Here is a 20,708-nt window from a genome sequence, read left to right on the forward strand (position 1 = left end):
GGCTCAGCGCACCTTCAGATCGTGGGCGGCCGCGGTCTCGCGAACCGCGCCGGCGACGGCCCGGAAGTCCTTGCGCAGGATCGAGCCATGGTCGCCGGCGACCTTCGCGCTCACCGTGAGGTGCGGGTTGCGGGCGATCACAGGGGCGAGGATAGCGCGCATCTGTTCCAGCTCATCACCCTTGTCGCCAAGGCCGGCACCCGAGCGACCACCTACCGCACCGGGACGGTCAACGTGTCGAGGGGCGTGGGCCTCGATGCCGATCTCGGCGTTCCGGCCGGCGCGGACCGCGGTCAATTCCCGATCCAGACCGGGGACGCCTGCGATCGGCGCCGCTCAGCGATGGTCGCGACAGGGGTTGACCTTGACCTTAGGTCAGGGTGAACGCTCATCATATGGCCGCCTCGAAGGGGCCGGTGGCCACCGGAGCCGCCGTTGTGCTTTTGAGCTGTGCAAAACGCCTACTGTCGCGAGATAAGGAATGACCATGCGCGAGTCCCTCCACACCATCGAGGACACCACTGCCGGGCAGGAGCGCCCGGAGCTGCAGAAAGCCATGCAGGAGATCGTCGATGCCGGTTTCGCCGGGATTCAGCTGCGCGTGCACGATGAGCGGGGCGAGTGGGCCGGCAGCGCCGGAGTGCGCAAGCTGGGCGAGACCGCCAAGCCGCCGACGGACGGCCACTTCCGGATCGGCAGCAACACCAAGACCTTCGTCGCGACCCTGGTGCTGCAACTGGTGGCCGAGGGCAAGGTCGGGCTGGACGCTCCGGCGGACGACTACCTGCCCGAGTTCGGCCTGGACCGCCAGATCACGGTGCGGATGCTGCTGCAGCACACCAGCGGGGTGTTCAACTTCACCGGCGAGCTCTACCCCGACGGGACGATCGTGCCGGGGATCCCCTGGCAGGGCCAGGAGTACGTGGACGGCCTGTCCCACACCTACGAGCCGGAGGAGCTCCTGCGGCTGGCCTTGTCCAAGCCGGTGAGGTTCGCGCCGGGAACCGACTGGAGCTATTCCAACACCAACTACGTACTGGCCAAGCTGCTGATCGAGAAGGTCACCGGCCGCTCGCTCGCCGAGGAGATGCAGCGGCGGATCCTGGGGCCGCTCGGGCTGTCGGGCACCGTGGTGCCGGGCGCCTCGTCGGAGATCCCCGAGCCGCACGCCCACGGCTACTACCGGTACGAGGATGCCGGCCAGTGGAAGGTGGTCGACGTCACCCGCATGAACCCCTCCTGGGTCTCCGCCGCCGGTGACATGATCTCGACCACCGAGGACCTCCACACGTTCATCGCCGCGCTGACGGGCGGCAAGCTCATCCCGGCCCCGCTGCTGGCCGAGATGTGCAAGCCGTACCCCAAGATCGGCTACGGCCTGGGGGTGTTCGTACAGGAGACGGACTGCGGCGGCACCGTGATCACCCACAACGGCGGCTTCTTTGGCTGGGGGGCGCTGATGTACAGCACGCCCGACGGCGGTAAGACCCTGACCGCCTCGCTGACCAGCGGGGACGCCGCGCTCGACTTCGCCGCCACGGCCGAGGCGTTCCAGAAGGCCCAGCAGAGGTTCGTCAAGGAGGTGTTCTGCGGCGGGCAGGCCGGATCGGCCGACCAGGCGGCCGAACCTACGGGCTGATCGCCTCGGGCCCGTACGCCCCGAAGGCGGGCTCCGTACGGTCTCGCATCAGGCAGAGCGCGAACCGAGCCGAGCTCGGCTCGGCCGACCCACCTGCGCGGACGCCGGGCCGAGCAGGCACAACCGGTCGACGACTTGAGGGCTGGTCGCCTGCTGTCGCCCGGGCCGACAGCAGGGAGAAGCAGGTCCGGACACTTGGCGCGGCTCAGGCCGGCCGGAGGCAGAAGGGGTGTCCGGCCGGACTGGCGTAGACCCGGCCGCCTTTCTGCGATGCGGGGTCGACGTCGTCGGTGGGATGCAGCCGACGCGCACCTGCCTCGAGCGCCAACCGGTCCGCGGCCGCGAGGGTGTCCGTCGTCAGATCGACGTGCATCTGCTGCGAGTCACCCTCCGGCCACTCCGGGGGGACATGCCCCGGAGCCAGCTGGATCACGAACACCGGGAACCCGTCGATCCGGAGGAAATGGTGAGTCGCGGTCTTCGCGATCGAGCCGCCCAGCAGCCGGTGCCAGAACGCGCTCTCGGGCTCCAGCTCGGCAACGTCGATGATCAATGCGCTGAGGTTGATGTTCATGCTTGTTCTCCGTCCTCTCCCTGCCCGGTCTTGGCTTACACCACTGGGATGATGCCGCCGTCGACCCGGAACTCGGCTCCCGTGAGCCACTTCGCGCGGCTGGATGCGAGGAACGCGATCATCTCTGCCACGTCCTCCGGGTCGCCGGGCCGGCCCATCGGCACGTTCAGGTGATCCACGATCTGCTGCCGTACCTCCTGCACGCCAACGCCCTGCCGATCGGCGATCCGCTGGAGGTGCTCGACGGCGCCCTCGGTGGCCACAAAGCCCGGCAGGACACACACCACGCGCACCCCGTGCTCACCCACCTCGGTCGCCAGCTCGCGACTGTAGGCATTGAGCGCCGCCTTCGCCGCCGCGTAGGAGGCCTCGGTGCGCTGCGGCAGACGACTCGCAATCGACGAGACATGCACGACCACGCCGGAACCCCGCTCGACCATCCCCGGAACCAGGGCGCGGTCGAGCCGGACGGCACTGAGCAGGTTCATCTCCAGATCCGCACGCCACGACTCGTCGGACCGCTTCAGCGTCGGCACCGGGGCACTCGCGGCGCCCGCATTGTTGACCAGGACGTCCACCCCGCCCACGCTGTCGATGACCCGTCGGCCGAGCTCCTCTGCTCCCTGCTCCGTCGCAAGGTCCGCAGGGATGAAGGTGGCCGGCAGATCCTCCGGAGGCGCGCTGCGCGAGGCGGTCAGCACCGTCGCGCCCGCAGCGGCGAACCGGCGGGCAGTCGCCTCACCCAGGCCGCGGCTGCCACCGGTGACCAGCACACGAAGGCCGCTCAGCCCCTCTTCCGGGAACGTCATGGGAGTATCCCTCCAGTAAAGTGAACCCGACTCCGGAAACTGTACACCTAAGCGGAACCCGACTCACCTTATGGGGGCAATGTTGTCGTCGTCACGTCCGCTGCGCGCTGATGCGCGGCGCAACCGCGAGGCGCTTCTGGCCGCGGCGCGGAAGGCGTTCCTCACCGGTGAGGCCGACGCTCACGTGGAAGAGATCGCCCGGCGAGCGGGGGTGGCGGTCGGAACGCTCTACCGCCACTTCGAGACACGCGAAGCCCTCGTCGAGGAGGTCTACCGCCAGGAGGTCGACGAGCTGTGCACCGCACCCGCGGAGCTCCTTGACCGGCATGCCCCGGACGAGGCGTTGCGACGCTTCCTGCTGCTGCTCGTAGAGCACGCAGCCGTGGGCAAGGGAATGGCCATCGCGCTGGAGAGCATCATGGCGACGGATTCACCGATCTTCGACGACGCCCGCGCGCAGATGGCACAGGCTCTCGATCAGCTGCTCGAAGCGGGCACGGCAGCCGGCACCATCCGGGGCGGCGTCAGCGGACGCACACTGCTGCGCGCACTGGGAGGCATCTGCGGAATGCACGCCACGGAGGGCTGGCAGGACGAAGCCGTGCGCATCACGGCGATCCTCTTCGACGGCCTGCGTTTCGGCGCACAGAACGCAGGCTGAGCCGCTCGGCGGCCTTGCCGTAGAGCTCGGTCACCCCACGCCCGGCGGCATCGTGCGTGGGGTGCGCGGCGGGCCGGCTCCTGGTGCGGCCACCGCTGACAGCGGAGACACGCTGAGGCGCTCCCGGCACTACTCCGAAACCAACCACATCATGGGCCCGCGGTCACTCCCCGGCCGCTTGGAGGAAGATCTGCGCCAGTTCGCGCGGCTGGGAGAACATCGGCCAGTGGCCGGTGGCCATCTCGACCAGCCGCCAGTGCTTGCCGGGCAGCAGATCGGCCACGTCGTCGCCGGGCCCGGCTCCGGCGAGCACGCATTGGATGTACGTCGCCGGGAGTTCGCCAAGTGGCCGTGACAGCACAGCGGGCTCGATAAGCGTGGCGCCCGGGTGCGGCGTCGAGCCACCCACGATCCGTGCGATCTGCTCATCGGTGAGGCCATGGCCGTCGTAGTGGGCCGCGGTCACGAGCGGCCAAAATCCTCCGTTCTCGGCGATCGATGCCTTCACCGTCGCTCCCCCGTCCGGCCAGGCGGAGACGAACGCCTCGCCATCGGCCGGAAGGCTCGAATCGACGAAGACCACGTGGGCCAGCCGGTCACCGATCCGCTCCGCGGCCTGACCGACCGGGATGCCCGAGTAGCTGTGACCCACCAGGACGACGTCGCGCAGATCCCGGCCTTCGACCTCGTCAACGATGTCCTGGACGTGGGTCTGCTGCCCAGCCGGCACACCCGCTCTGTCGGCAAGACCGGACAGCGTCAACGGGTGAGCACCCTGGCCGGCCGCCCGCAGATACGGCACCACCTCGTCCCACGCCCACGCCCCGAGCCGCGCGCCTGCAACCAGTACAAAATTCGCCATGGCTGCACCGTAACGGAGCAGCCTGACAACCGCCCGCCCTGAAGACACTTTCGATACGCGCCTGGTGCCGCTGACGTCGCACGGGCTCTCCAAAGCCTCCTGCTGACGGCGGCCGCGAAAATGGATGGATCTTGTGGGTGGTGGTCGCCTAGTTTGGACTCTCACCCCAACGTGAGGACTTCGCGCGCATGACGCCGCCTGCTCTTTAGACCTGACACTTCCTGCGCATCGGTCGCCGACGACGCCGTCGGCTCTGTTTTCCATGCTCTTCGTCAGGTCTTCAGAGAGATCATGTCTTCACATCCTCATATCGTGCTGCCCTGGGCGGTGCGGCGCACCCGCCTGCCCCTGCTCGTCCTCCGGTGCGTGGCCTGCCCTTCCGGCCGCGCCACCATCGGCCACGGCAGGTTCCGCGTCAACGCCAACGGCAAACTCCTCGACGTCTGGCTCCTGGTCAACTGCGTTTCCTGTGGCCGGACCAACAAGCTCACCGTCCACGATCGCGTCCCGGTCCGTTCACTGCCCGCCGACCTTCTGGCCGGTTACTCGGGCAACTCGCCTTCCCTCGTCGTGGACACCCTTCTCGACCCGTTGATCGCCCGGCACAACCGGTTCGCGCTCGATTGGGACGGGCGCTGGGAACTCCACACGCCTCCCCTGCCCGAGGAACCATGGCCCCTTCAGATCACAGTCACCTTCGACGATCCCGTGCCGATCCGTCCCGAACGGCTCATCGCTCATGGATTGGGCATCAGCCGTAATGAGGTCGCTCACAGAGTCAAGATCGATATTCCGCTGAACCGCACGACGAAACTGGATTTCTCATTCGTCCTGGTGTGGTCGGTTCAATAGGTCCAAGCGTCGGTGCGACGCTTTCGGCCAAGGCAGAACACGGCTGTGCCGTGTTCTGCCTTGGTCACACCTGCAACGTGAGAGGGGCGAAGGCATGCCCGGCCCACAGCTCACGGGAGGTCTCCTCCGGATACGCCGTTACGCTCGGCTCGGTGTCGATGACCCAGGTATGCCTGTTCTGCGGCTCGTACGCCGGCCAGCCAGGATCCCCGGTCGTGGCGAAGGCGATCCATGCCGCGCGGACCCGGGCCGACAGCTCGGCCGCGGCCGGTGGCGGCTCCTGTCCGAGCAGCACTCCCGCCGCTCCAACGGTCAGGTTCCCGAACGTCAGTGGCAGGCCGAGCCCGTGGCAGGCGCCGAGGACATCGCCGCCCATGCCGGGGGCAGGCCAGGTCAGCTCGTACAGGTGGGCCCGGCCGCGCTTCCGGTGGGTCTCGGCCAGCCGGACGGAAGGCATCCGGAACATCCAGTCGGAGTGCACCAGCTCGTACAGCCGCTCTCCGTCGACCCCGGGATGGGCGGCCCGGTAGGCCTCCGGGTCCGGGGCGAGCTCCCGTAGCGCGGTGGCCGCCCGCTCGGCGGTGATCTGGCCGATGTCGCCGCTGATGGCCATGAACAGCCGATACTCGTCGCGGGTGTGCCCCACGATCAGCTCCACCTCGCGCGCGGCCCTGTCCGCCGGTGACCGCCACGGCACCGCGGGCAGCACCTCGCCGTCCACGACCGGCGCGAACGGCGTCTGGACGTACGCGGCCCGGCCCCACCGCGGGCAGTCGCCCATCTTGCCCGCCACCGCGTCCCCGGCGTCGATCAGCAGCTCCGGCGACAGGCGGGCGAGCTCGCCCGCGAGCGGGGCCAGGCCCAGCTCACCGGCCAGGGCGGCGGCGATGTCGGCGGCCAGCTCGGCGGAGAAGAACATGCCTGGCACGCTCTGCGCGATCGCCCTGCGGAACAGACCGGCGGCTCTGGGCATCACCGTCAGCGCCGCGATGCTCCCGGCTCCGGCGGACTCCCCGAAAACGGTGACCCGATCCGGATCTCCGCCGAAAGCCGCGATGTTGTCGTGCACCCAGCGGAGGGCGGCCACCTGGTCCAGTAGCCCGCGGTTGGCCGGTGCCCCCTGGAAGTGCCCGAAGCCCTCGGCGGAGACCCGGTAGTTGAAGGTGACCACGATGACGCCGTCCCGGGCGAGCACACGGCCGTCGAAGACCGGGTCGCCGGACCACCCGTACATGTAACCCCCGCCATGGATCCACACCATCACCGGCAGCCGGGCGGCGCCCAGGTCGGGGGACCAGACGTTGACGGTCAACCAGTCGCCGTCCGCGCCGTCGGCGCCGGACGCGCCCAGCATCTTGGACTGCGGCGGCGGCGGACCGAACGCGCCGGCCTCGCGCACCCCGTCCCACGGCTCGGACGGCGCCGGTGCGGCCAGTCGCAGGGCGCCCACCGGCGGGCGCGCGAACGGCACGCCGCGGAAGACGGCCACGCCATCCTCCATCCGCCCGCGCAGCCTTCCCGTGGTCACCCGGACCTCCGGGCCTGCGGATCCGATGGCGCTCATGGCACGCTCCTCTTCCGGGGGTGCCGGCTCCCATAGCCAGGCGCGGCCATCTTCGCCCAAACCGCGGGCTCACCGCACCTCGATATCGAGCCGACCGCAGTAGCGCGCGCAGCGCCCCAGGAAAGATCCGTCATCGCGCGTCGCGCATCCCGAGAACGTATGTCGCGGTAAGCGCAACGGCCCGGTCTCCGTCATGTGACAGATCCGTGAGGGCACGTGACGCCGTGATTCCCGGGATATCCGCGAGCGCCTGTGTCAGCCGTTGACGTACCGGCGATTCAGCGGTGCCGTGGGCGAGGCGATCAACGAGCCCGGTGGCGATCTGATCCGCCAACGCGGGACGACTCGCCAGCGCGCTCAGTGCGTCGGCCGCATCGACGTCATTCGTCCCCTCGACGACCATCTCGATGAGCGTCGGGACCGCGTCGGCCGCTCCACGTGCCCCGAGCGCCAGAGCCGCATATCTGCGGACCACGATGTCGGGGTTCGCGAGGGCGTCCTGCAGCAGTGCGGTCGCCTCACCGTTCGGAATCTCAGCGATGGACTGGACGGCACGTTTCCGCACCTCGGCCACCGGTGAGCCGAGGCCCTCCGCCAGCAACGCCAATCCGTCGTCGCCCAATCGCGCCAAAGCCCATCGAAGGGCTCCGGCGACGTTAGGGTCCGTCTCGCTCAGCGCTGCCTCGACCAGGGCTTCCACCGGCACCGCAACCTCTTCAACCGAGGACAAGGCCGCGCGCTGGCGCTTGCCGGCGCTCTTTGACCCCAACGCCTGGAGGAGTGCGACGACCTGGAGGACCTCCTCCCAGCCGGCGGGTTCCGCGGCACCGATCCGGCGGAGTCGCGTGAGCAGCTCCGTCTCATCCGCAATGCGTTCTCGCGTCTGGCGGATGAGGTCGTCGACGAGCTCCGAGGGCGTGAAGCCGGGATCATCGAGCGCGCGCCCGACGTCACGCAGCGACAACCCCAAGGACCGCAGGCTCTCGATATGGAAGATCCGCCGGATGTCCTCGCTGGAGTACTCCCGATAGCCGGCGCCGGTACGACCCGTCGGCCGCACCAGGCCGAGCGAGTCGTAATGCCTGAGCATGCGGGCGCTGACCCCGGACCGTCGTGCCACGTCACCGATCAACACTGCCTATCACTCCTCCTGGCCGGTGCCGCCGAGGGCCACGACGCGCTTCGCCTCCTCGATCGCGAACTCGAATCCGGCATCCGGATCGCGCAGCAGCCGTTCCGTGGCGATCGCGTGCGCGCGCACGCGAGGGTCGAGATCCGTCATCGCAGCGCGCAGAGCCGGCAAGATCACCTCACCGAGCGCGACCAGCGCCCGGCTGAGGCTCAGCTGCGTCTCACGTTCGCCGCGCCCGAGCTGTGTCGACAGCACCGCGGCCAACCCGGGCTCCTCACCTTCGGGCACGAGCACGACCGCTGCCCGCCAAGCGCTCCGCGCCACCTCGTCGTCGGCGTCGGACAGAAGCGCCCGTGTGATCGCCGGCCACGCCTGCCGATCCCCGATCTTGGACAGCGTGTGCAGCGCCTGGCTTCGTGCCTGCGCACGCTCCGAGCGGAGTTCCGTGAGAAGCGCGGGGACCGTCATTGACGCCGGGTGGCGGGTGAGTGCCCACGTCAGCATATCGCGCACATAGAATTCGGGCTCGATCGCGCATCGTTCGATGAGCTTGCCGATGAACCGCGGGTCGGGGGTCGTGCCGACCGCCATCGCCGCCCGCAGCCGCACCGACGAGCGGCTGTCCTCCAGCCCCTGGAGAGCTCGAGTCGTGTCCGCGTCCTGTTGTTGCATGGTCATCGGGACCACCTCCTCGGCAACAGTGAAGACCTTGTCACCGTGTCAAGGTCAAGCGGAGTCACGACTCAAGATCACCGGGTGCCCCCTGTCCACCGAGGCCGGTGCCTGTCACGTCGGATGAGACGTGCGTGACGTTTCAGGCGCCGGCGCCCCCGTCCACCGGCACGATCGCGCCGGTCACCATCGAGGCCCGGTCGCTGAGCAGCCACGCGGCCACCTCGGCGACCTCGCGAGGCTCGGCCATCCGGCCGAGCGGGATGCTCGTCTTGATGCGTTCGACGACGCCCGGGGACGCCGCCTCCCACGCGTCGATCATCTCCGTCGCGGTGCCGCCGGGGGTGATGCCGTTCACGCGGATCCCCTGCCGTCCCCAGGTCACGGCGGCGGTCTCGGTGATGCTGTTGAGCGCGCGCTTCATCGCGCTGTACGCGGGGAGCTCCGGGTTCGCACGGCGGCTGCCGATGCTCGAGGTGTTGACGATCGCCCCGCCATCGCCCCGGCGCATGAGCGCGGCCTCGACCGTCATCGCGGTCCAGTGCGCCCGGAAGTTCACCGCGAACTGCTCCTCGACGTCCTCGTCGCTCGTCGTGTCGAGCGGGCCGGGCCGCTGGATCGCCGCGCCGTTGTTGAAAGCGCCGTCGAGCCGTCCGTGCAACTCCCCGACGTGGTCGACCGCCGCGCGGATGCTCGCACGGTCGGCGAGGTCCACTGTCACGGCATCCGCGACGCCGCCGTCGGCGCGGATCTCGGTGACGATCCGCTGGAGGGCGTCGGTGCCGCGGGCGGCGAGCACGACGGCGGCGCCCTCGGAGGCGAAGAGCCGGGCCGCGGCCGCCCCGATGCCGCGGCTGGCACCGGTGATGAACACAACCTTGCCGGTGAGCAGGCCGATGGGTGCGATGTCAATGTTGTTCGTCATGACGACAGTGTCAGGCCGGCCTCCGGGTCGGATTCAGGCACAGGCAGTACCAGGATCCGCCGCCGCGCAGCGTGCACACTTGGGATATGGACAAACAGGAGCTTGGGGCATTTCTCCGTAGCCGTCGCGAGCGGCTCCGACCGGAGGACGTCGGCCTCCCCTCGGGCTCGCGACGCCGGACACCGGGCCTTCGCCGCGAGGAGGTGGCGGTCCTCGCGCACATCTCCACGGAGTACTACGTCCGGCTCGAACAGGGCAGGGCGCCGCGACCGTCGGGCGAGGTCCTCGCCGGGATCGGAGGCGCGCTACGGCTCACGGACGCCGAGTCCGACCACCTCCACGTCCTCGCGGGCACCGCGCCGAGCCGTACCGGACTGCATCGGCGCGACGTCCGCCCGAGCATCCTCACACTCCTCGAGCGACTGCCCCAGACGGCCGCTTTTGTGATTTCCGCCACGTTCGAGGTGCTCGCGTGGAACGACCTCGCGGCCGCGCTCATGGAGAACTTCGCCGAGCTCGCCCCGGAGGACCGCAATCTCGCGCGCCGGGCATTCCTCGGGCCGGCGCGCGCCGATGAGACGCTGTACGGGGTCTCCGACGCCGCGGAGTTCCGGCACCACGTCGTCATGGGCCTCCGATCCACCCTCGCCCGGTACCCGTCCGACCCCGCGGTGACCGAACTCGTCGACGAGCTCCGCGACGCCAGCCCCGAGTTCGCCCGGCTCTGGGAGCGGCACGACGTGCAGGCCGCGCCGATGCTCACGAAGACCTTCCGTCACCCGGTCGTCGGGGAGATCACCGTCGACTGCGACTCGCTCACGCTCACGGACCGCGACCAGCACCTCGTGCTCTACAGCGCGCCGCCGGAATCCCATGGCGCCGAGGCTCTGGCTCTTCTGAATGTCCTTGGAGCCGAGGCCGGTGATTACCTGCGGTAGCGCCACGGCGGACACCGTCGCCGGCAGAGGGTGACCTGCCGATCCGGTCGGCCGTGGTCTCCTCGTCCGGCGCCGCCAGAGACACCCTCGACGAGGCCGTTCGACGGCTCCGCGCCTCAGGGGCCGCATCCGGGATCTGGATACGGCCGAAGGCCTCTTGGGAGGAGGATGGCCCCATGCAGATCCAGATCGAGGCCTTCGACCTGCCGGGTCACAGCTGTGCCGCCGCCCCTGGTTTCCCCGGCTACACCGGCATCCACGTCGCGGTCCAACACCGGGACCGCAGCAGGGAACTGCTCGACCCGCAGCCCGGCGACGCCGTGTCGGCGACCTGGACACTGCAGTGCACCGCGACCGCCACCCCGTCGGGCATCGACCTCAAGGGCCCCTATGTCCAGGGCCGCCCCGAAGGCCGATTCATCTACCTCTCATGGAGCAGCGTGGACGAGGCCGGCGCCCTCACCCTGTTCCGGCGAGCCAAGCTGATGCTCGACGCCGTCGACCAGGCCACCGCCGAAGCCGCCACACGCTCCGGACTGCTCCTCGCCCGCCTTCGCCTCACCGACGCCAAGGGACAACCGTTGTGCGCCGCGGTCAGACCACCGCTCATTGAATGGATCGCCGGGCAGGCACAGTGATCTCCCACCGACCGGCACCCCGGCACGTCGCGGCGGCCGGGAAACCCCCCGTGACAACGGACAGCCAAGCAGGCCGGTTCGGACCGGGGCACGCCCGCTGTGCAATCATCGCGCCCGCCCAGAGATCATCGGCGAGGACATGCTCCTCCCCCTCCGAGCCCGCAGGGTAACTGCGGATTCCGCCCGATGACGGCGGCTGGTGGAGATGCGCGCGGGCGACGGCAAGGACCTGGCCGGCCCCGGCCTGAATCAACCCACGCCGAAGATCCGCAACCAGCCGGCTCCGTTTTTGGCGGCTAGGTCTTTGGTCCACTGTAAATGATCTTGAACTCAACCAGGCGCCTTTACAATGTAGATTTATTGAAGCGCGGACGCGTGCCGAGTCACTGGCTGTATCAGTGAGACGGTCATCTTCGACATAATGTAGAAGTTTGATGCGGTCAGTCCGACGGCTGTGGGGTCGCTTCATGTTCGAGATCGTGTCCGCGCCTGTCCCGCCACCGGTGGCCGGCGGTGGTTTCGTCGCCGGGATCGTCCGGCCGGTGCGCAGCGAGACGCACGCCAAGGCGGCTGAGCACGCCGAACGGAAGTCCGCAGGCGACGGCTCGCTGCCCGAGTGAATCGACCGTTCTTGCGCCTGACGCGGTGCAGGCGCCACAACGTACCGAAAGAGAGTCCATTTCATGTTCCTGCGCAGGCCAGTGATCTTGCTTGTCGTCCTCACCGCGGTGCTGTGGCCGGCGACGGCGGCTCAAGCGCATGATGTGCTGAAATCGAGCAACCCCGCCAAGGACGCCAAGGTCGCCGACATCAGCGAAGTGACCTTGGAGTTCGACCGTGCGGTGAAGTTCCCGAAGGTCGCCGTGCTGAACGCCTCAGGCGAACGGTTCCAGGCCGGTGAGGCCAGCCTGCGGGGTAAGAAAGTCGTCCAGGCGCTGTCCGGAATGCTCCCTCCGGGTAAGTACACGATCGGTTTTCGAGTGGTCTCCTCCGACGGCCATCCCCGCACCGGCGAGATCCCTTTCACCGTGATCGCCTCCTCCACCCCCTCCCCCACGCCCACCTCGAGTGCGACGGCCTCGGAGGCGCCCAGCACGCCCGCGCCGAGTTCCGCCGCGCCGAGCGCCGAGCCCGTGGAGCCGACCCTGATCCCTCAGGCGAACGAGACCAGCGGGTCGGCAGGCGGGGGCTCGGTGTTCCTGTGGGTCGTCGTCGGCCTGGCGGCCGTCATGGCGGCGTTCAGTATCGTCATCAGCCGGCGTCGCCGTTCGGGCAGATGACCGGATCTCAGATCAGCGTGATCCAGTAGGACCAGAAGCGCTGCACGATGAGCCCGATGACGGTGAGCATCCACACCATGAGCACGCTCGTGTGATACCGGGTCGCCGCGGTGGCGACCCGGTGCGCGCCGCTCGGCAACCGGATGCGGCCGGTGTGCAGGTTCGCGAGCGTGACGTACCAGAAGACGGGGATCGTCGCGATCCACACCAGCATGCAGTACGGGCACAGGGCGCCGATCACGTACAGGCTCTGGAAGATCAGCCAGTGGACGAAAACGACGCCGGCCAGGGTGCCCAGCTGCAGGCCGTACCAGAACCACCTCCGCAGGCGGGCTCCCGCCAGCAGGGCCATGCCCACCGTTGTCACGACGGAGAACGCCGCGATGCCCAGCAGCGGGTTGGGAAAGCCGAAGACGGAGGCCTGCGCGGTCTTCATGACCGACCCGCAGCTGAGGATCGGATTGATGCTGCAGGTGGGCACGTAGGTGGGATCGGCGGCCAGACGCAGACGTTCGACCGTCAGCAGGAACGCCGCCAGGAGGCCGAGGCCGCCGCCGATCGTCAGGACGAACGGCAGCGACCTGGTGACGATCGACGAGGATGAGACCTCGGCGGCGGTCGCGGGCCGAGCGGTCTTCACGGTGGTCATGAGGCGAGCGCTGCGTCGATCTTGGCCTTCAGGTTCTCGTAGCTGGGCTCCTCGGTCAGCTGGGCGCCGTTGAAGAAGATCGTGGGTGTGCCCCGGACGCCGAGCAGCCGGCCGTCGTCCTGGTCCTTCCTCACCCGCTGCGCGGTCGCCGGGGCGGTGAGATCGGCGTGGAAGGCGGTCATGTCCAGACCCACCTGCTTGGCCAGGTCGGTGAAGAACGCTTCCTTGGACTCGGAGGCCTCGCCCCACTGCCTCTGGGTCTCGAACAGCTTGGCGTACATGGCCTCGAACCTGTCCTGCTTGCCGGCGGCCTCGGCGACCCGTGCGGCGAGCTCGCCGTTGTGGTGACCCGGCATTGGGAAGTAGCGGACCACGAAGGTGATCCGCCCGTCGTACTCGGCGCGGATGCGCTCCATGTGCGGGAAGACCGCGCCGCAGGCTTCACACTCGAAGTCGAGGAACTCCACCAGCGTGACCCTGCCGTCGGCCGCCGTGGACAGCGTGTGGCTGTCCTCGCGTACCAGCGCCTCAGCGGGAACGCTCTGCCCGGCGGCCGCGTCGGCTACCGAGTCGGTGGATCGCGCTCCGAAATCGCCGAAGACGGCGATCACCGCGACGATCGCCGCCATGACTGCGGCGATACCGAGGGTTATCTTCAGGTTCGTCGTCATATTCCGCTCTCAAGGGATGTTCCGCAGGGCACGGAGCCCTCCTAACTTCTACCAGATGTAGAAGATGGGAGGGGCGTCAACGACGAGGTGAAACCGCTGGGCGACCCCGCGGAAGCCGCAGCACCGACCTTCGCGCCCGGCCTTACGGGGGTTGCCGAGGCCCTACCGCACGGCCGGCGTGAAGCCCAGCCCGTTTCGGGCGGAGGAGGCACCCGCGATGCCCCCGCTCATCATCGCGATGCCGACGGGCGCGGGGAAAGCCATGGTCATCAACGGTGCCGCGCTTTACCCATAAATGAAGCGGCCCCGCTGGAGCATGGCACCCATCCTCATCGCGAATGGAGAGCGAGAAATTCCCAGATGAGGCCAATAACGGCAAATATGATAATTGAACACGAGGTGCTCTATGAACACCGGCGGGCGAGGGCCTCACATATGTCGGCGACGAACATGGAGCGACGCCCCGATTATCCGCAGAAGCGGATCACAAGGCCAATTTCATGGCGCTTATATCTGAATCTCGGAGAGATCGGCGAATTCAGACGACAGCGATCCCCGCCATTCCTTCATCGTCAAGCAGGCGAGGCGCGCATGTCGGCACCTGCACCAAGACAGCGGCAAACCCCCAGGTAGGAAAGACGACGGACGAGAGAGGCCGGGGATCCTGGCCCCCTCTCCTTTACCGGGCGCGGTCATCGTGCACAAGAATTTCGACGTCGTCCAGGCCAAAATTCAGAGAAAATACCAAAATTCATACTTTAGCGACTACTCAAATCCGTGTTGCGATGGAACTTCTCTGTAGCGAGATCTGGCAATAAGCAAAAGCACTCTCTACGCTTCGTCATATGAGCAGAGTTTCAGATATTGCTGCTGAGTCCGGGGCTTGTACGGCGCGCATGGTGGATCCGGATCGGGTTGCCGCGGTAGCCGAGGCCCTGCCGGAGGGCGGGGCGATCGATGAGCTGGCTCGGGTCTTCGGCCTGCTGTCCGATCCGGGACGCCTGCGCGTGATCATCGCATTGCTGGAGGGCGGAGAGATGTGCGTGTGCGACATCGCCGCGGCATGCGGGCACAGCGAGTCCGCGGTCTCGCACACGTTGCGTCTGCTCCGCGCCCACCACGTCGTGCGGGTGCGCAGGTCCGGGCGCATGGCCTACCACCGGCTGGACGACGCCCACATCCGGATGCTGCTGGACCTCGGCCTGTCCCACATCCACCACGTGCCGGTCGCCCATTCCGCTGACGAGATCCGCTAGTGCGAGCCATCGAAGGAGGTTCCATGGTCGTACCGCATCACGGAAGCGACCGGCATGATCACCATGACGGACATGGACCCGAGGCCGATCCCACAGAGGCACAGCACCACGAGTCCGCGTCACATCACGGGCATGGGCATGGGCACGCCGTCTCGGCCGACGCCGATCGCCGCTACCTGACCGCCGCCCTGGCCCTGCTGATCGTCTTCATGGCGGGCGAGGTCGCCGTCGGACTCGCCGCGCAATCCCTGGCCCTGATCTCCGATGCCGGGCACCTGCTCACCGACTCCGCCTCGATCGTGTTCGCCCTGGTGGCGATGCGCCTGGCCACCCGCCCGCCACACGGCGGCTTCACCTACGGACTCAAACGCGCCGAGATCCTCTCGGCCCAGCTCAACGGCGCCACCCTCCTGCTGCTGGCCGGATTCTTCCTCTATGAGGCGATCCGGCGCCTCCTGACCCCGGCCGAGGTCGACGGCACCCTGGTACTGATCACCGCCCTGATCGGCATCGTCGTCAACCTCGCCGCCACCTGGCTGCTCAGCAGAGCCGACCGCTCGAGCCTCAACGTCGAAGGCGCCTTCCAGCACATCGTCAACGACCTGTACGCGTTCATCGCCACCGCCCTTTCCGGGCTGGTCGTCGCCCTGACCGGCTTCGTCCAGGCCGACGCCATCGCCACCCTGATCGTGGCCGCGCTCATGCTCAAGGCCGGCTACGGCCTCATCCGCGAGACCGGCCGGATCTTCCTGCAGGCCGCGCCGTCCGGGCTGGTCCCGGCGGAGATCGGCGCCCGGCTGGCGAGCCAGCCCGAGGTCGCCGAGGTCCACGACCTGCACGTGTGGGAGCTCACCTCCGGCTACTCCTCGCTGTCGGCGCATGTGTTCGTCCGCCCCGAAGGCGACTGCAACGCGGTCCGGCGCCGCCTTCAGGGCCTGCTCGCCCGCTGCTACGGAATCACCCACACCACCCTCCAGGTCGATCCCGCACCAGAGGACGCGGCGGGCGGAAGCGAGTGTGTCGATGCCGGTCACTGCACCGATCCGCACGGCCCCCACTACCTGTCCCCGCGCGGCGAAGCCGGTTGATTCCCCCCGCAGCGTGAGCAGTGCGAAAGGAGTCCGGGCGGCAGTGGAGGTCACGAGTCTGGAGGTCACCGCACGATGACCGGAGGAACCCTCGTCAACCAGCTGAAAGCATCTCGAAAGGTCCGGTGAGACAGTCGTGAGTGAAGAACACTGGGGACACGGAGAGCATGAGCATGCTCACGAGAACCTGGTCGATCCCGTATCCGTACTGCAGCTCAGCGCAAATCTGAGCAGCGGTGGCAGGCTGCTGACCCCCCATGATGTGCGTAACAAGGTGCTTCCCACGGTCCGTCTCCGCGAGGGTTACGACCTGGCCGAGGTGGACACCTTCCTCAGCGAGATCGAGTCCACCCTGAGTAGGTTGCTCCGGGAGAACGCGCAGCTGAGCACCCGGCTGACGGCTGCAGACCGTGTCTCCCGGCAGGGCTCGCCCTCGGCGGGTGACAGCGCGGCGCGAATCGTCATGCGCGCCCAGGAGGCGGCCGACGAGGCGATCGCCGCGGCCCGGCAGGAAGCCGACACGATCCTGGCAGAGGCCCACGAGCTCGCAGGAGCCATCGAGCGCGAAGCCCTCGACAAGGCAGCGGCTCTGGAACGCGATTCCCAGGAAAAGCACCGGCAGGCCACGGAAACCCTGGACGGCGCCCATGTGGAGCGGCAGCGCAGGGCCGAAGCCCTGCACGGCCTGCTCCATCACCACGGAAGCCGAATGGTGGAGACCCTGGAAGATCACGTCGGTCAGCTGCGCAACCTGTTTCTGGAACTGCAGGAGCAGGACGACGCGATGACGTGCCTGCTGCAGCCGGTAAATCTCGGCGAACCAGGGCGTGATCATCATCGATGCCGTCCGCACGCCGATGGTCAAAGTCATGATGGCGGTAGCCGCGACGCCGAGGAGGCAGCAAGGCCGCGCATGGCGTAACCGCCGCTCCGTTCAGTCGTTCGGAGCCTTCCGGGCGACGACGAGAAGGATCTGGCCGCGCCCACCTGTCGCCTGCCACACGATGGGCGGCCATTGAGGCCAGGCTCGCCAAGGAAGTCTTCGGTGGTGAAGTGCTCAGCTCCGCAGCGGGGAGGAGGTGTCGTCGGCTCAGCTGGTGGAGCCGGATCATACGGACGGCTCCCCGATGCCGCCGGAACAGGGCGCGCCGGGCTCGGGAGTCGCCGGGCCCTGGATGTAGGCGCGCAGGAATGCCGGCAGCCGCGGATCATCGACCCTGTCCAGCTTCAGCTGCTTGGTCCAGGCACTGACCACCACCGGGGCAGACAGATCAGGGAAAGGGGAGACGATGATGTAGTCGCGCCCCCTGGCCAGAGCAAGCAGCTTCTCGACCTGATCCATGGGCATGTCAGGCCGGTAGGTGATCCACACCGCCCCGTGTTCCTGGGCGTGCACGACGTTCTCGTTGCGCAGCGGCTGGCTGTAGAGGCCGCAGTTCTGCCAGGCGGGGTCGTGATTGCCGCCGACCGGCGGGCTCTGCGGGTACGTCACCGGATCCGTGGTGTGCTCGCGCTGGGTGACAGCGATGGTCTGCACCGCGTCCAGCGACGAGCGCCCCCGTTCCTTGAGGATCAACACGGTTGCCGTCGCGACCAGTCCGCCGAGCACCACCACCACGGCGGCGATGACGGCGACCCTGCGCATGCGCTCGGCCCTGCGCTGCCGGGCCTGCATCACGGAAAGTCGTTGCTTGATCGTCGCACGCGTGTCGTCGCTCATCGGGCTCCTTATTTCTACATTACGTAGAAGTTCTACTTCATGTCGAATATGGAAGCCATAAGGAACGCGTACTCGTCGCCTCAGTGGTGCCGGGCGCCTTCGTGGTCGGCGTGTCCGGCGGGCTCCAGTTGCAGCGTGGAGTGCTCGACGTCGAAGTGACCGGTCAGGCACTCGTGCAGCCGGTCCAGTACCTGACCGAAGGCGCCGCCCGCCAGGGCCTGGTCTTCCATCACGACGTGGGCCGACATGACCGGGACGCCCGAGGTGATGGTCCAGGCGTGCAGGTCGTGAACGTCGATGACACCCGGCGCCTCCAGCAGATGCCGGCGGACCTCTTGCAGGTCGACGCCCTTGGGAACGGCCTCCAGCAAGATGTTCACGGCCTCGCGCAGCAGGCTCCAGGTGCGGGGCACGATCAGCAGGGCGATGACGACGGAGACGATCGGGTCCACCGTCGTCCATTCGGTGAGCGCGATGACGATCGCGGCCACGATCACCGCGACCGAGCCCAGCAGATCGCCGAGAACCTCCAGGTAGGCACCCCGCAGGTTGAGGCTCTCCGCCTGTCCGCGGCGCAGCAGCCACAGCCCGATCGCGTTGGCGACCAGACCGGCGAGGGCCGCGACGAGCATCACCGTCCCGCCGACCGGCTCGGGGTCGGTGAATCGCCGGGCGGCCTCGTACAGGATGTAGGCGCTCAAGGCGAGCAGTGCGACCGCGTTGATCGCGGCGGCAAGGATCTCCGCCCGCTGGTAACCGAAAGTGCGCTGAGCGCTGGCCGGTTTGCCGGCCATCCAGACCGCGAACAGCGCCAGCGCGATTCCCGCGGCGTCGGTGGCCATGTGCCCGGCGTCGGCGAGCAGGGCCAGGCTGCCCGACATCGCCGCCCCGATGACCTCGACGACGAGCACCCCCGTGGTCAGCAGCAACACGATGACCAGGCGCCCGCGGTGTGCCGCGGCCGCCGTCGACTGCGTATGGCCGTGCCCGTGTCCATGCCCCATGGCGCACCACTCCCCCATCAGTACAGTTTCCAGTGTTTATACAGCAGCAACTGTATATACAGCAATTGGTGTATCGTGACTGTCGTGCTCACCGCTGCGACACGCCTCGACGCGATGGCCCGGCTCGGAAGAGCGCTGGCCGACCCGAACCGCTGCCGGATGCTGATCGCCTTGCTCGAAGGACCTACCTACCCCGCGAAGCTGGCCGACGAGCTTGGACTGACCCGCCAGAACGTGTCCAACCATCTGTCGTGCCTGCGAGGCTGCGGCCTGGTGGTCGCGGTGCCCGAGGGACGCCAGACCCGCTACGAACTGTCCGACCGGCGTCTCGCCCACGCCATCGAGGACCTGCTCCACGTCGTGCTCGCCGTCGACCCCGACCACCGCGACGCACACGAGGCGACCCTCGCCGAAACCGCCTCGCTGTCAGATTCGCCAGATGGTGATGCACAGCACGGGCGCGATCAGTACGGCCGACGGCCCGCTCAGGAGTAGTCCGGCGGTGCAGTAAGCGGCGGCCGGGACCCAGCCCGGCTGTGGCTGCCGTTTTTTCAAAAGCCGCTCCACGCGGTCCACGACCGCCGCATCGGCCAGAGCCAGGCTCCCCGCAGCGGTGGGACCGGTCATCGGGGCGGCCATCCGCACCAGCGCCCGGGCCAACGGCAGTTCTCCGTGGGCGCGGCGGGCCCGGTCGTCGGCCAGCATCTCCAGCAGTACGGGGACGACCCGGCGGGCCGTGGTCGCGGTGGGAAGCCAGGGGAAGGCGTGCGCGAGCGCCAGGAAGGGAAGCAGGAGCAGGTCGTGGCGCCCGGTGGCGTGTGCCCGCTCGTGGCTGAGCACCGCCTCGATCTCCTCGGCGCCGAGAAGCTCGAGCGTCCCGGTGCTGAGCACGATGCGGGCGCGTCGGCCGGGGATGCAGTAGGCCACCGGGCGGGCGCCGGGCAGCACGTAGGCGTCGCGGATCACGCAGGGGTCGGCCGTGACGTCCACCAGCAGCCGCTGCCTGCTCTGCGCTCGAACCGTGCGCACCGCGATCCGCACGGTGTGCAGCGACAACCAGCCGATCAGACCGGCACTCCACACCAGCGCGGCGACGTGCATCGGTCCCAGACCGGCCAGCCCCTGACCGTCGAAGAGCTGGCGAATCAGAGTATGCGCGCCGTGCGGAAAGACCGCCGCGAGCGGCGCCACCGCGGCCACCAGTCCGATGCCGATCGCGCCCGTCCCGCCGGCCAGCCCGATCGCCTGCCACATGACCAGAGCGGCACGAGGACACTGGTGCGTCCAGTCGGCGCCGGCGAGCCGTTCCGCGGCCCGGCCTCCGAACAGCAGGGGCACCAGCGCCGCGGCTGCCGCGATCAGCCAGACGATCACGGCGCCTCAGTCCGGGTCACGGCTGTTGAGCGCGTCCCGCAGCGCGGCGGCCACCTGCGGCGACACGCTGCCGACGAAGCGGCTGACCGCGGCCTGCACATCACCGGCGCCGTCGAGCACCTCACGCATGGCCTCGGCGACGAAGACGTCCTTGCCGGCACTCGCGTGATACAGGTGGGCTCGGCCGGTGCGCTCGCGCGTGACCATGCCCTTACGCGACAGCCGCACCAGCACGGTCAGCACGGTCGTGACCGCGGGCGTCGAGGGCAGAGCATCGGCCAGGTCCTGGGCGAGCATCCCCTCGGGATGATTCCACAACGCTTCCATGATCGAACGTTCCAGGTTACCGAGCCGCACCCGTCAGCCCCTCCGCCTCTTTCGTGGCTGTGCCTCCCGAAGG

The 20,708-nt window shown here is 68.5% G+C and carries 25 protein-coding genes; 11 read left to right on the top strand and 14 right to left on the bottom strand.

Annotation, left to right across the window (positions count from 1 at the left end):
* Positions 1-3: 3 nt before the first annotated feature.
* On the bottom strand, positions 4-297 hold the full coding sequence (locus DKM19_RS49670; RefSeq protein ID WP_162641687.1) for a hypothetical protein: 294 nt from the start codon (positions 295-297) through the stop codon (positions 4-6).
* A gap of 190 nt (positions 298-487) precedes the next feature.
* Here DKM19_RS49670 and DKM19_RS22910 point away from each other — a divergent pair, with 190 nt between their 5' ends.
* The gene (locus DKM19_RS22910) at positions 488-1,639 is read left to right on the top strand and encodes a serine hydrolase (protein ID WP_110705901.1); all 1,152 of its coding nucleotides are present in this window, start codon (positions 488-490) and stop codon (positions 1,637-1,639) included.
* A gap of 205 nt (positions 1,640-1,844) precedes the next feature.
* Here the strand turns inward: DKM19_RS22910 and DKM19_RS22915 are convergent, their stop codons facing one another.
* Positions 1,845-2,213, bottom strand: coding sequence for a VOC family protein (locus DKM19_RS22915; protein WP_110698213.1), 369 nt, complete (start codon positions 2,211-2,213; stop codon positions 1,845-1,847).
* Between the two features lie 35 nt (positions 2,214-2,248).
* Positions 2,249-3,022, bottom strand: a complete 774-nt coding sequence (locus DKM19_RS22920) for an oxidoreductase (protein WP_110698215.1) — start codon at positions 3,020-3,022, stop codon at positions 2,249-2,251.
* Positions 3,023-3,104: 82 nt separating this feature from the next.
* Between DKM19_RS22920 and DKM19_RS22925 the strand changes: the two genes are divergently transcribed.
* Positions 3,105-3,683, top strand: a complete 579-nt coding sequence (locus DKM19_RS22925; protein ID WP_110705902.1) for a TetR/AcrR family transcriptional regulator — start codon at positions 3,105-3,107, stop codon at positions 3,681-3,683.
* 163 nt (positions 3,684-3,846) lie between these two features.
* On the opposite strand, the gene DKM19_RS22930 is transcribed toward DKM19_RS22925, so the two are convergent.
* Positions 3,847-4,545, bottom strand: coding sequence for an alpha/beta fold hydrolase (locus DKM19_RS22930; protein ID WP_110698217.1), 699 nt, complete (start codon positions 4,543-4,545; stop codon positions 3,847-3,849).
* Between the two features lie 291 nt (positions 4,546-4,836).
* On the opposite strand from DKM19_RS22930, the gene DKM19_RS22935 reads away from it, so the two are divergent.
* On the top strand, positions 4,837-5,397 hold the full coding sequence (locus tag DKM19_RS22935) for a DUF1062 domain-containing protein (RefSeq protein ID WP_110698219.1): 561 nt from the start codon (positions 4,837-4,839) through the stop codon (positions 5,395-5,397).
* Positions 5,398-5,461: 64 nt separating this feature from the next.
* On the opposite strand, the gene DKM19_RS22940 is transcribed toward DKM19_RS22935, so the two are convergent.
* From DKM19_RS22940 to DKM19_RS22955, 4 genes are all read right to left on the bottom strand, one after another.
* Positions 5,462-6,961, bottom strand: coding sequence for a carboxylesterase/lipase family protein (locus DKM19_RS22940; protein ID WP_110698220.1), 1,500 nt, complete (start codon positions 6,959-6,961; stop codon positions 5,462-5,464).
* A gap of 130 nt (positions 6,962-7,091) precedes the next feature.
* Positions 7,092-8,096, bottom strand: a complete 1,005-nt coding sequence (locus DKM19_RS22945) for a HEAT repeat domain-containing protein (RefSeq protein WP_110698222.1) — start codon at positions 8,094-8,096, stop codon at positions 7,092-7,094.
* Positions 8,097-8,102: 6 nt separating this feature from the next.
* Complete coding sequence (locus DKM19_RS22950) at positions 8,103-8,765, bottom strand: HEAT repeat domain-containing protein (protein WP_239514390.1); 663 nt, start codon at positions 8,763-8,765, stop codon at positions 8,103-8,105.
* A gap of 142 nt (positions 8,766-8,907) precedes the next feature.
* Positions 8,908-9,690, bottom strand: coding sequence for an SDR family NAD(P)-dependent oxidoreductase (locus tag DKM19_RS22955; protein ID WP_110698225.1), 783 nt, complete (start codon positions 9,688-9,690; stop codon positions 8,908-8,910).
* An 86-nt stretch (positions 9,691-9,776) separates the two neighbouring features.
* Here DKM19_RS22955 and DKM19_RS22960 point away from each other — a divergent pair, with 86 nt between their 5' ends.
* The 4 genes from DKM19_RS22960 (at position 9,777) to DKM19_RS22970 (ending at position 12,546) form a co-directional block, all read left to right on the top strand.
* A complete protein-coding gene (locus tag DKM19_RS22960; RefSeq protein WP_110698226.1) occupies positions 9,777-10,628 on the top strand; it encodes a helix-turn-helix transcriptional regulator in 852 nt (283 codons plus the stop codon).
* 176 nt (positions 10,629-10,804) lie between these two features.
* Positions 10,805-11,266 carry a DUF5990 family protein gene (locus DKM19_RS22965; RefSeq protein ID WP_110698227.1) on the top strand — a complete coding sequence of 154 codons (462 nt, stop codon included), beginning with the start codon at positions 10,805-10,807 and terminating at the stop codon, positions 11,264-11,266.
* Between the two features lie 467 nt (positions 11,267-11,733).
* Positions 11,734-11,886 carry a hypothetical protein gene (locus DKM19_RS49675; RefSeq protein WP_162641688.1) on the top strand — a complete coding sequence of 51 codons (153 nt, stop codon included), beginning with the start codon at positions 11,734-11,736 and terminating at the stop codon, positions 11,884-11,886.
* A gap of 63 nt (positions 11,887-11,949) precedes the next feature.
* Complete coding sequence (locus DKM19_RS22970) at positions 11,950-12,546, top strand: copper resistance CopC family protein (protein WP_110698229.1); 597 nt, start codon at positions 11,950-11,952, stop codon at positions 12,544-12,546.
* Between the two features lie 7 nt (positions 12,547-12,553).
* Here DKM19_RS22970 and DKM19_RS22975 read toward each other — a convergent pair whose 3' ends face one another.
* The gene (locus DKM19_RS22975) at positions 12,554-13,195 is read right to left on the bottom strand and encodes a vitamin K epoxide reductase family protein (RefSeq protein WP_110698231.1); all 642 of its coding nucleotides are present in this window, start codon (positions 13,193-13,195) and stop codon (positions 12,554-12,556) included.
* Positions 13,192-13,866 (bottom strand): thioredoxin domain-containing protein, encoded by a 675-nt coding sequence (locus DKM19_RS22980; RefSeq protein ID WP_110698233.1) that lies wholly within the window; start codon positions 13,864-13,866, stop codon positions 13,192-13,194. The genes DKM19_RS22975 and DKM19_RS22980 overlap by 4 nt, the downstream gene beginning before the upstream one ends.
* An 896-nt stretch (positions 13,867-14,762) precedes the next feature.
* Here DKM19_RS22980 and DKM19_RS22985 point away from each other — a divergent pair.
* From DKM19_RS22985 to DKM19_RS22995, 3 genes are all read left to right on the top strand, one after another.
* The gene (locus DKM19_RS22985) at positions 14,763-15,122 is read left to right on the top strand and encodes a helix-turn-helix transcriptional regulator (RefSeq protein WP_110698235.1); all 360 of its coding nucleotides are present in this window, start codon (positions 14,763-14,765) and stop codon (positions 15,120-15,122) included.
* Between the two features lie 23 nt (positions 15,123-15,145).
* Entirely contained in the window at positions 15,146-16,210 is a 1,065-nt protein-coding gene (locus tag DKM19_RS22990) for a cation diffusion facilitator family transporter (protein WP_110705903.1), read from the top strand.
* Positions 16,211-16,346: 136 nt separating this feature from the next.
* The gene (locus DKM19_RS22995; protein WP_110698237.1) at positions 16,347-17,132 is read left to right on the top strand and encodes a DivIVA domain-containing protein; all 786 of its coding nucleotides are present in this window, start codon (positions 16,347-16,349) and stop codon (positions 17,130-17,132) included.
* 186 nt (positions 17,133-17,318) lie between these two features.
* Here DKM19_RS22995 and DKM19_RS23000 read toward each other — a convergent pair whose 3' ends face one another.
* Together DKM19_RS23000 and DKM19_RS23005 are read right to left on the bottom strand one after the other, a co-directional pair.
* Positions 17,319-17,930: a DUF3105 domain-containing protein gene (locus DKM19_RS23000; RefSeq protein WP_110698239.1), complete on the bottom strand. Its 612-nt coding sequence runs from the start codon at positions 17,928-17,930 to the stop codon at positions 17,319-17,321.
* Between the two features lie 80 nt (positions 17,931-18,010).
* The gene (locus tag DKM19_RS23005) at positions 18,011-18,934 is read right to left on the bottom strand and encodes a cation diffusion facilitator family transporter (RefSeq protein ID WP_110698241.1); all 924 of its coding nucleotides are present in this window, start codon (positions 18,932-18,934) and stop codon (positions 18,011-18,013) included.
* 84 nt (positions 18,935-19,018) lie between these two features.
* Here DKM19_RS23005 and DKM19_RS23010 point away from each other — a divergent pair, with 84 nt between their 5' ends.
* Entirely contained in the window at positions 19,019-19,429 is a 411-nt protein-coding gene (locus DKM19_RS23010; RefSeq protein WP_305000328.1) for a helix-turn-helix transcriptional regulator, read from the top strand.
* Here the strand turns inward: DKM19_RS23010 and DKM19_RS23015 are convergent.
* Both DKM19_RS23015 and DKM19_RS23020 read right to left on the bottom strand, forming a co-directional pair.
* Positions 19,361-20,308 (bottom strand): M56 family metallopeptidase, encoded by a 948-nt coding sequence (locus tag DKM19_RS23015; protein ID WP_110698245.1) that lies wholly within the window; start codon positions 20,306-20,308, stop codon positions 19,361-19,363. The two genes, DKM19_RS23010 and DKM19_RS23015, sit on opposite strands and share 69 nt — an antisense overlap.
* Positions 20,309-20,314: 6 nt before the next feature.
* Positions 20,315-20,665: a BlaI/MecI/CopY family transcriptional regulator gene (locus DKM19_RS23020; RefSeq protein WP_110698247.1), complete on the bottom strand. Its 351-nt coding sequence runs from the start codon at positions 20,663-20,665 to the stop codon at positions 20,315-20,317.
* Between the last annotated feature and the right edge of the window lie 43 nt (positions 20,666-20,708).

Source organism: Streptosporangium sp. 'caverna' (assembly GCF_003203775.1).
Taxonomy (GTDB): Bacteria; Actinomycetota; Actinomycetes; order Streptosporangiales; family Streptosporangiaceae; genus Streptosporangium; species Streptosporangium subroseum.

Coding starts and splice junctions, on each gene's coding strand:
- DKM19_RS22935 (WP_110698219.1), top strand. CDS start 4,837: ATGTCTTCACATCCTCATATCGTGCTGCCCTGGGCGGTGCGGCGCACC.
- DKM19_RS22975 (WP_110698231.1), bottom strand. CDS start 13,195: ATGACCACCGTGAAGACCGCTCGGCCCGCGACCGCCGCCGAGGTCTCA.
- DKM19_RS22930 (WP_110698217.1), bottom strand. CDS start 4,545: ATGGCGAATTTTGTACTGGTTGCAGGCGCGCGGCTCGGGGCGTGGGCG.
- DKM19_RS22920 (WP_110698215.1), bottom strand. CDS start 3,022: ATGACGTTCCCGGAAGAGGGGCTGAGCGGCCTTCGTGTGCTGGTCACC.
- DKM19_RS23005 (WP_110698241.1), bottom strand. CDS start 18,934: ATGGGGCATGGACACGGGCACGGCCATACGCAGTCGACGGCGGCCGCG.
- DKM19_RS22980 (WP_110698233.1), bottom strand. CDS start 13,866: ATGACGACGAACCTGAAGATAACCCTCGGTATCGCCGCAGTCATGGCG.
- DKM19_RS22915 (WP_110698213.1), bottom strand. CDS start 2,213: ATGAACATCAACCTCAGCGCATTGATCATCGACGTTGCCGAGCTGGAG.
- DKM19_RS22970 (WP_110698229.1), top strand. CDS start 11,950: ATGTTCCTGCGCAGGCCAGTGATCTTGCTTGTCGTCCTCACCGCGGTG.
- DKM19_RS22950 (WP_239514390.1), bottom strand. CDS start 8,765: ATGCAACAACAGGACGCGGACACGACTCGAGCTCTCCAGGGGCTGGAG.
- DKM19_RS22985 (WP_110698235.1), top strand. CDS start 14,763: ATGGTGGATCCGGATCGGGTTGCCGCGGTAGCCGAGGCCCTGCCGGAG.
- DKM19_RS22960 (WP_110698226.1), top strand. CDS start 9,777: ATGGACAAACAGGAGCTTGGGGCATTTCTCCGTAGCCGTCGCGAGCGG.
- DKM19_RS49675 (WP_162641688.1), top strand. CDS start 11,734: ATGTTCGAGATCGTGTCCGCGCCTGTCCCGCCACCGGTGGCCGGCGGT.
- DKM19_RS22955 (WP_110698225.1), bottom strand. CDS start 9,690: ATGACGAACAACATTGACATCGCACCCATCGGCCTGCTCACCGGCAAG.
- DKM19_RS22965 (WP_110698227.1), top strand. CDS start 10,805: ATGCAGATCCAGATCGAGGCCTTCGACCTGCCGGGTCACAGCTGTGCC.
- DKM19_RS22910 (WP_110705901.1), top strand. CDS start 488: ATGCGCGAGTCCCTCCACACCATCGAGGACACCACTGCCGGGCAGGAG.
- DKM19_RS23000 (WP_110698239.1), bottom strand. CDS start 17,930: ATGAGCGACGACACGCGTGCGACGATCAAGCAACGACTTTCCGTGATG.
- DKM19_RS22940 (WP_110698220.1), bottom strand. CDS start 6,961: ATGAGCGCCATCGGATCCGCAGGCCCGGAGGTCCGGGTGACCACGGGA.
- DKM19_RS22990 (WP_110705903.1), top strand. CDS start 15,146: ATGGTCGTACCGCATCACGGAAGCGACCGGCATGATCACCATGACGGA.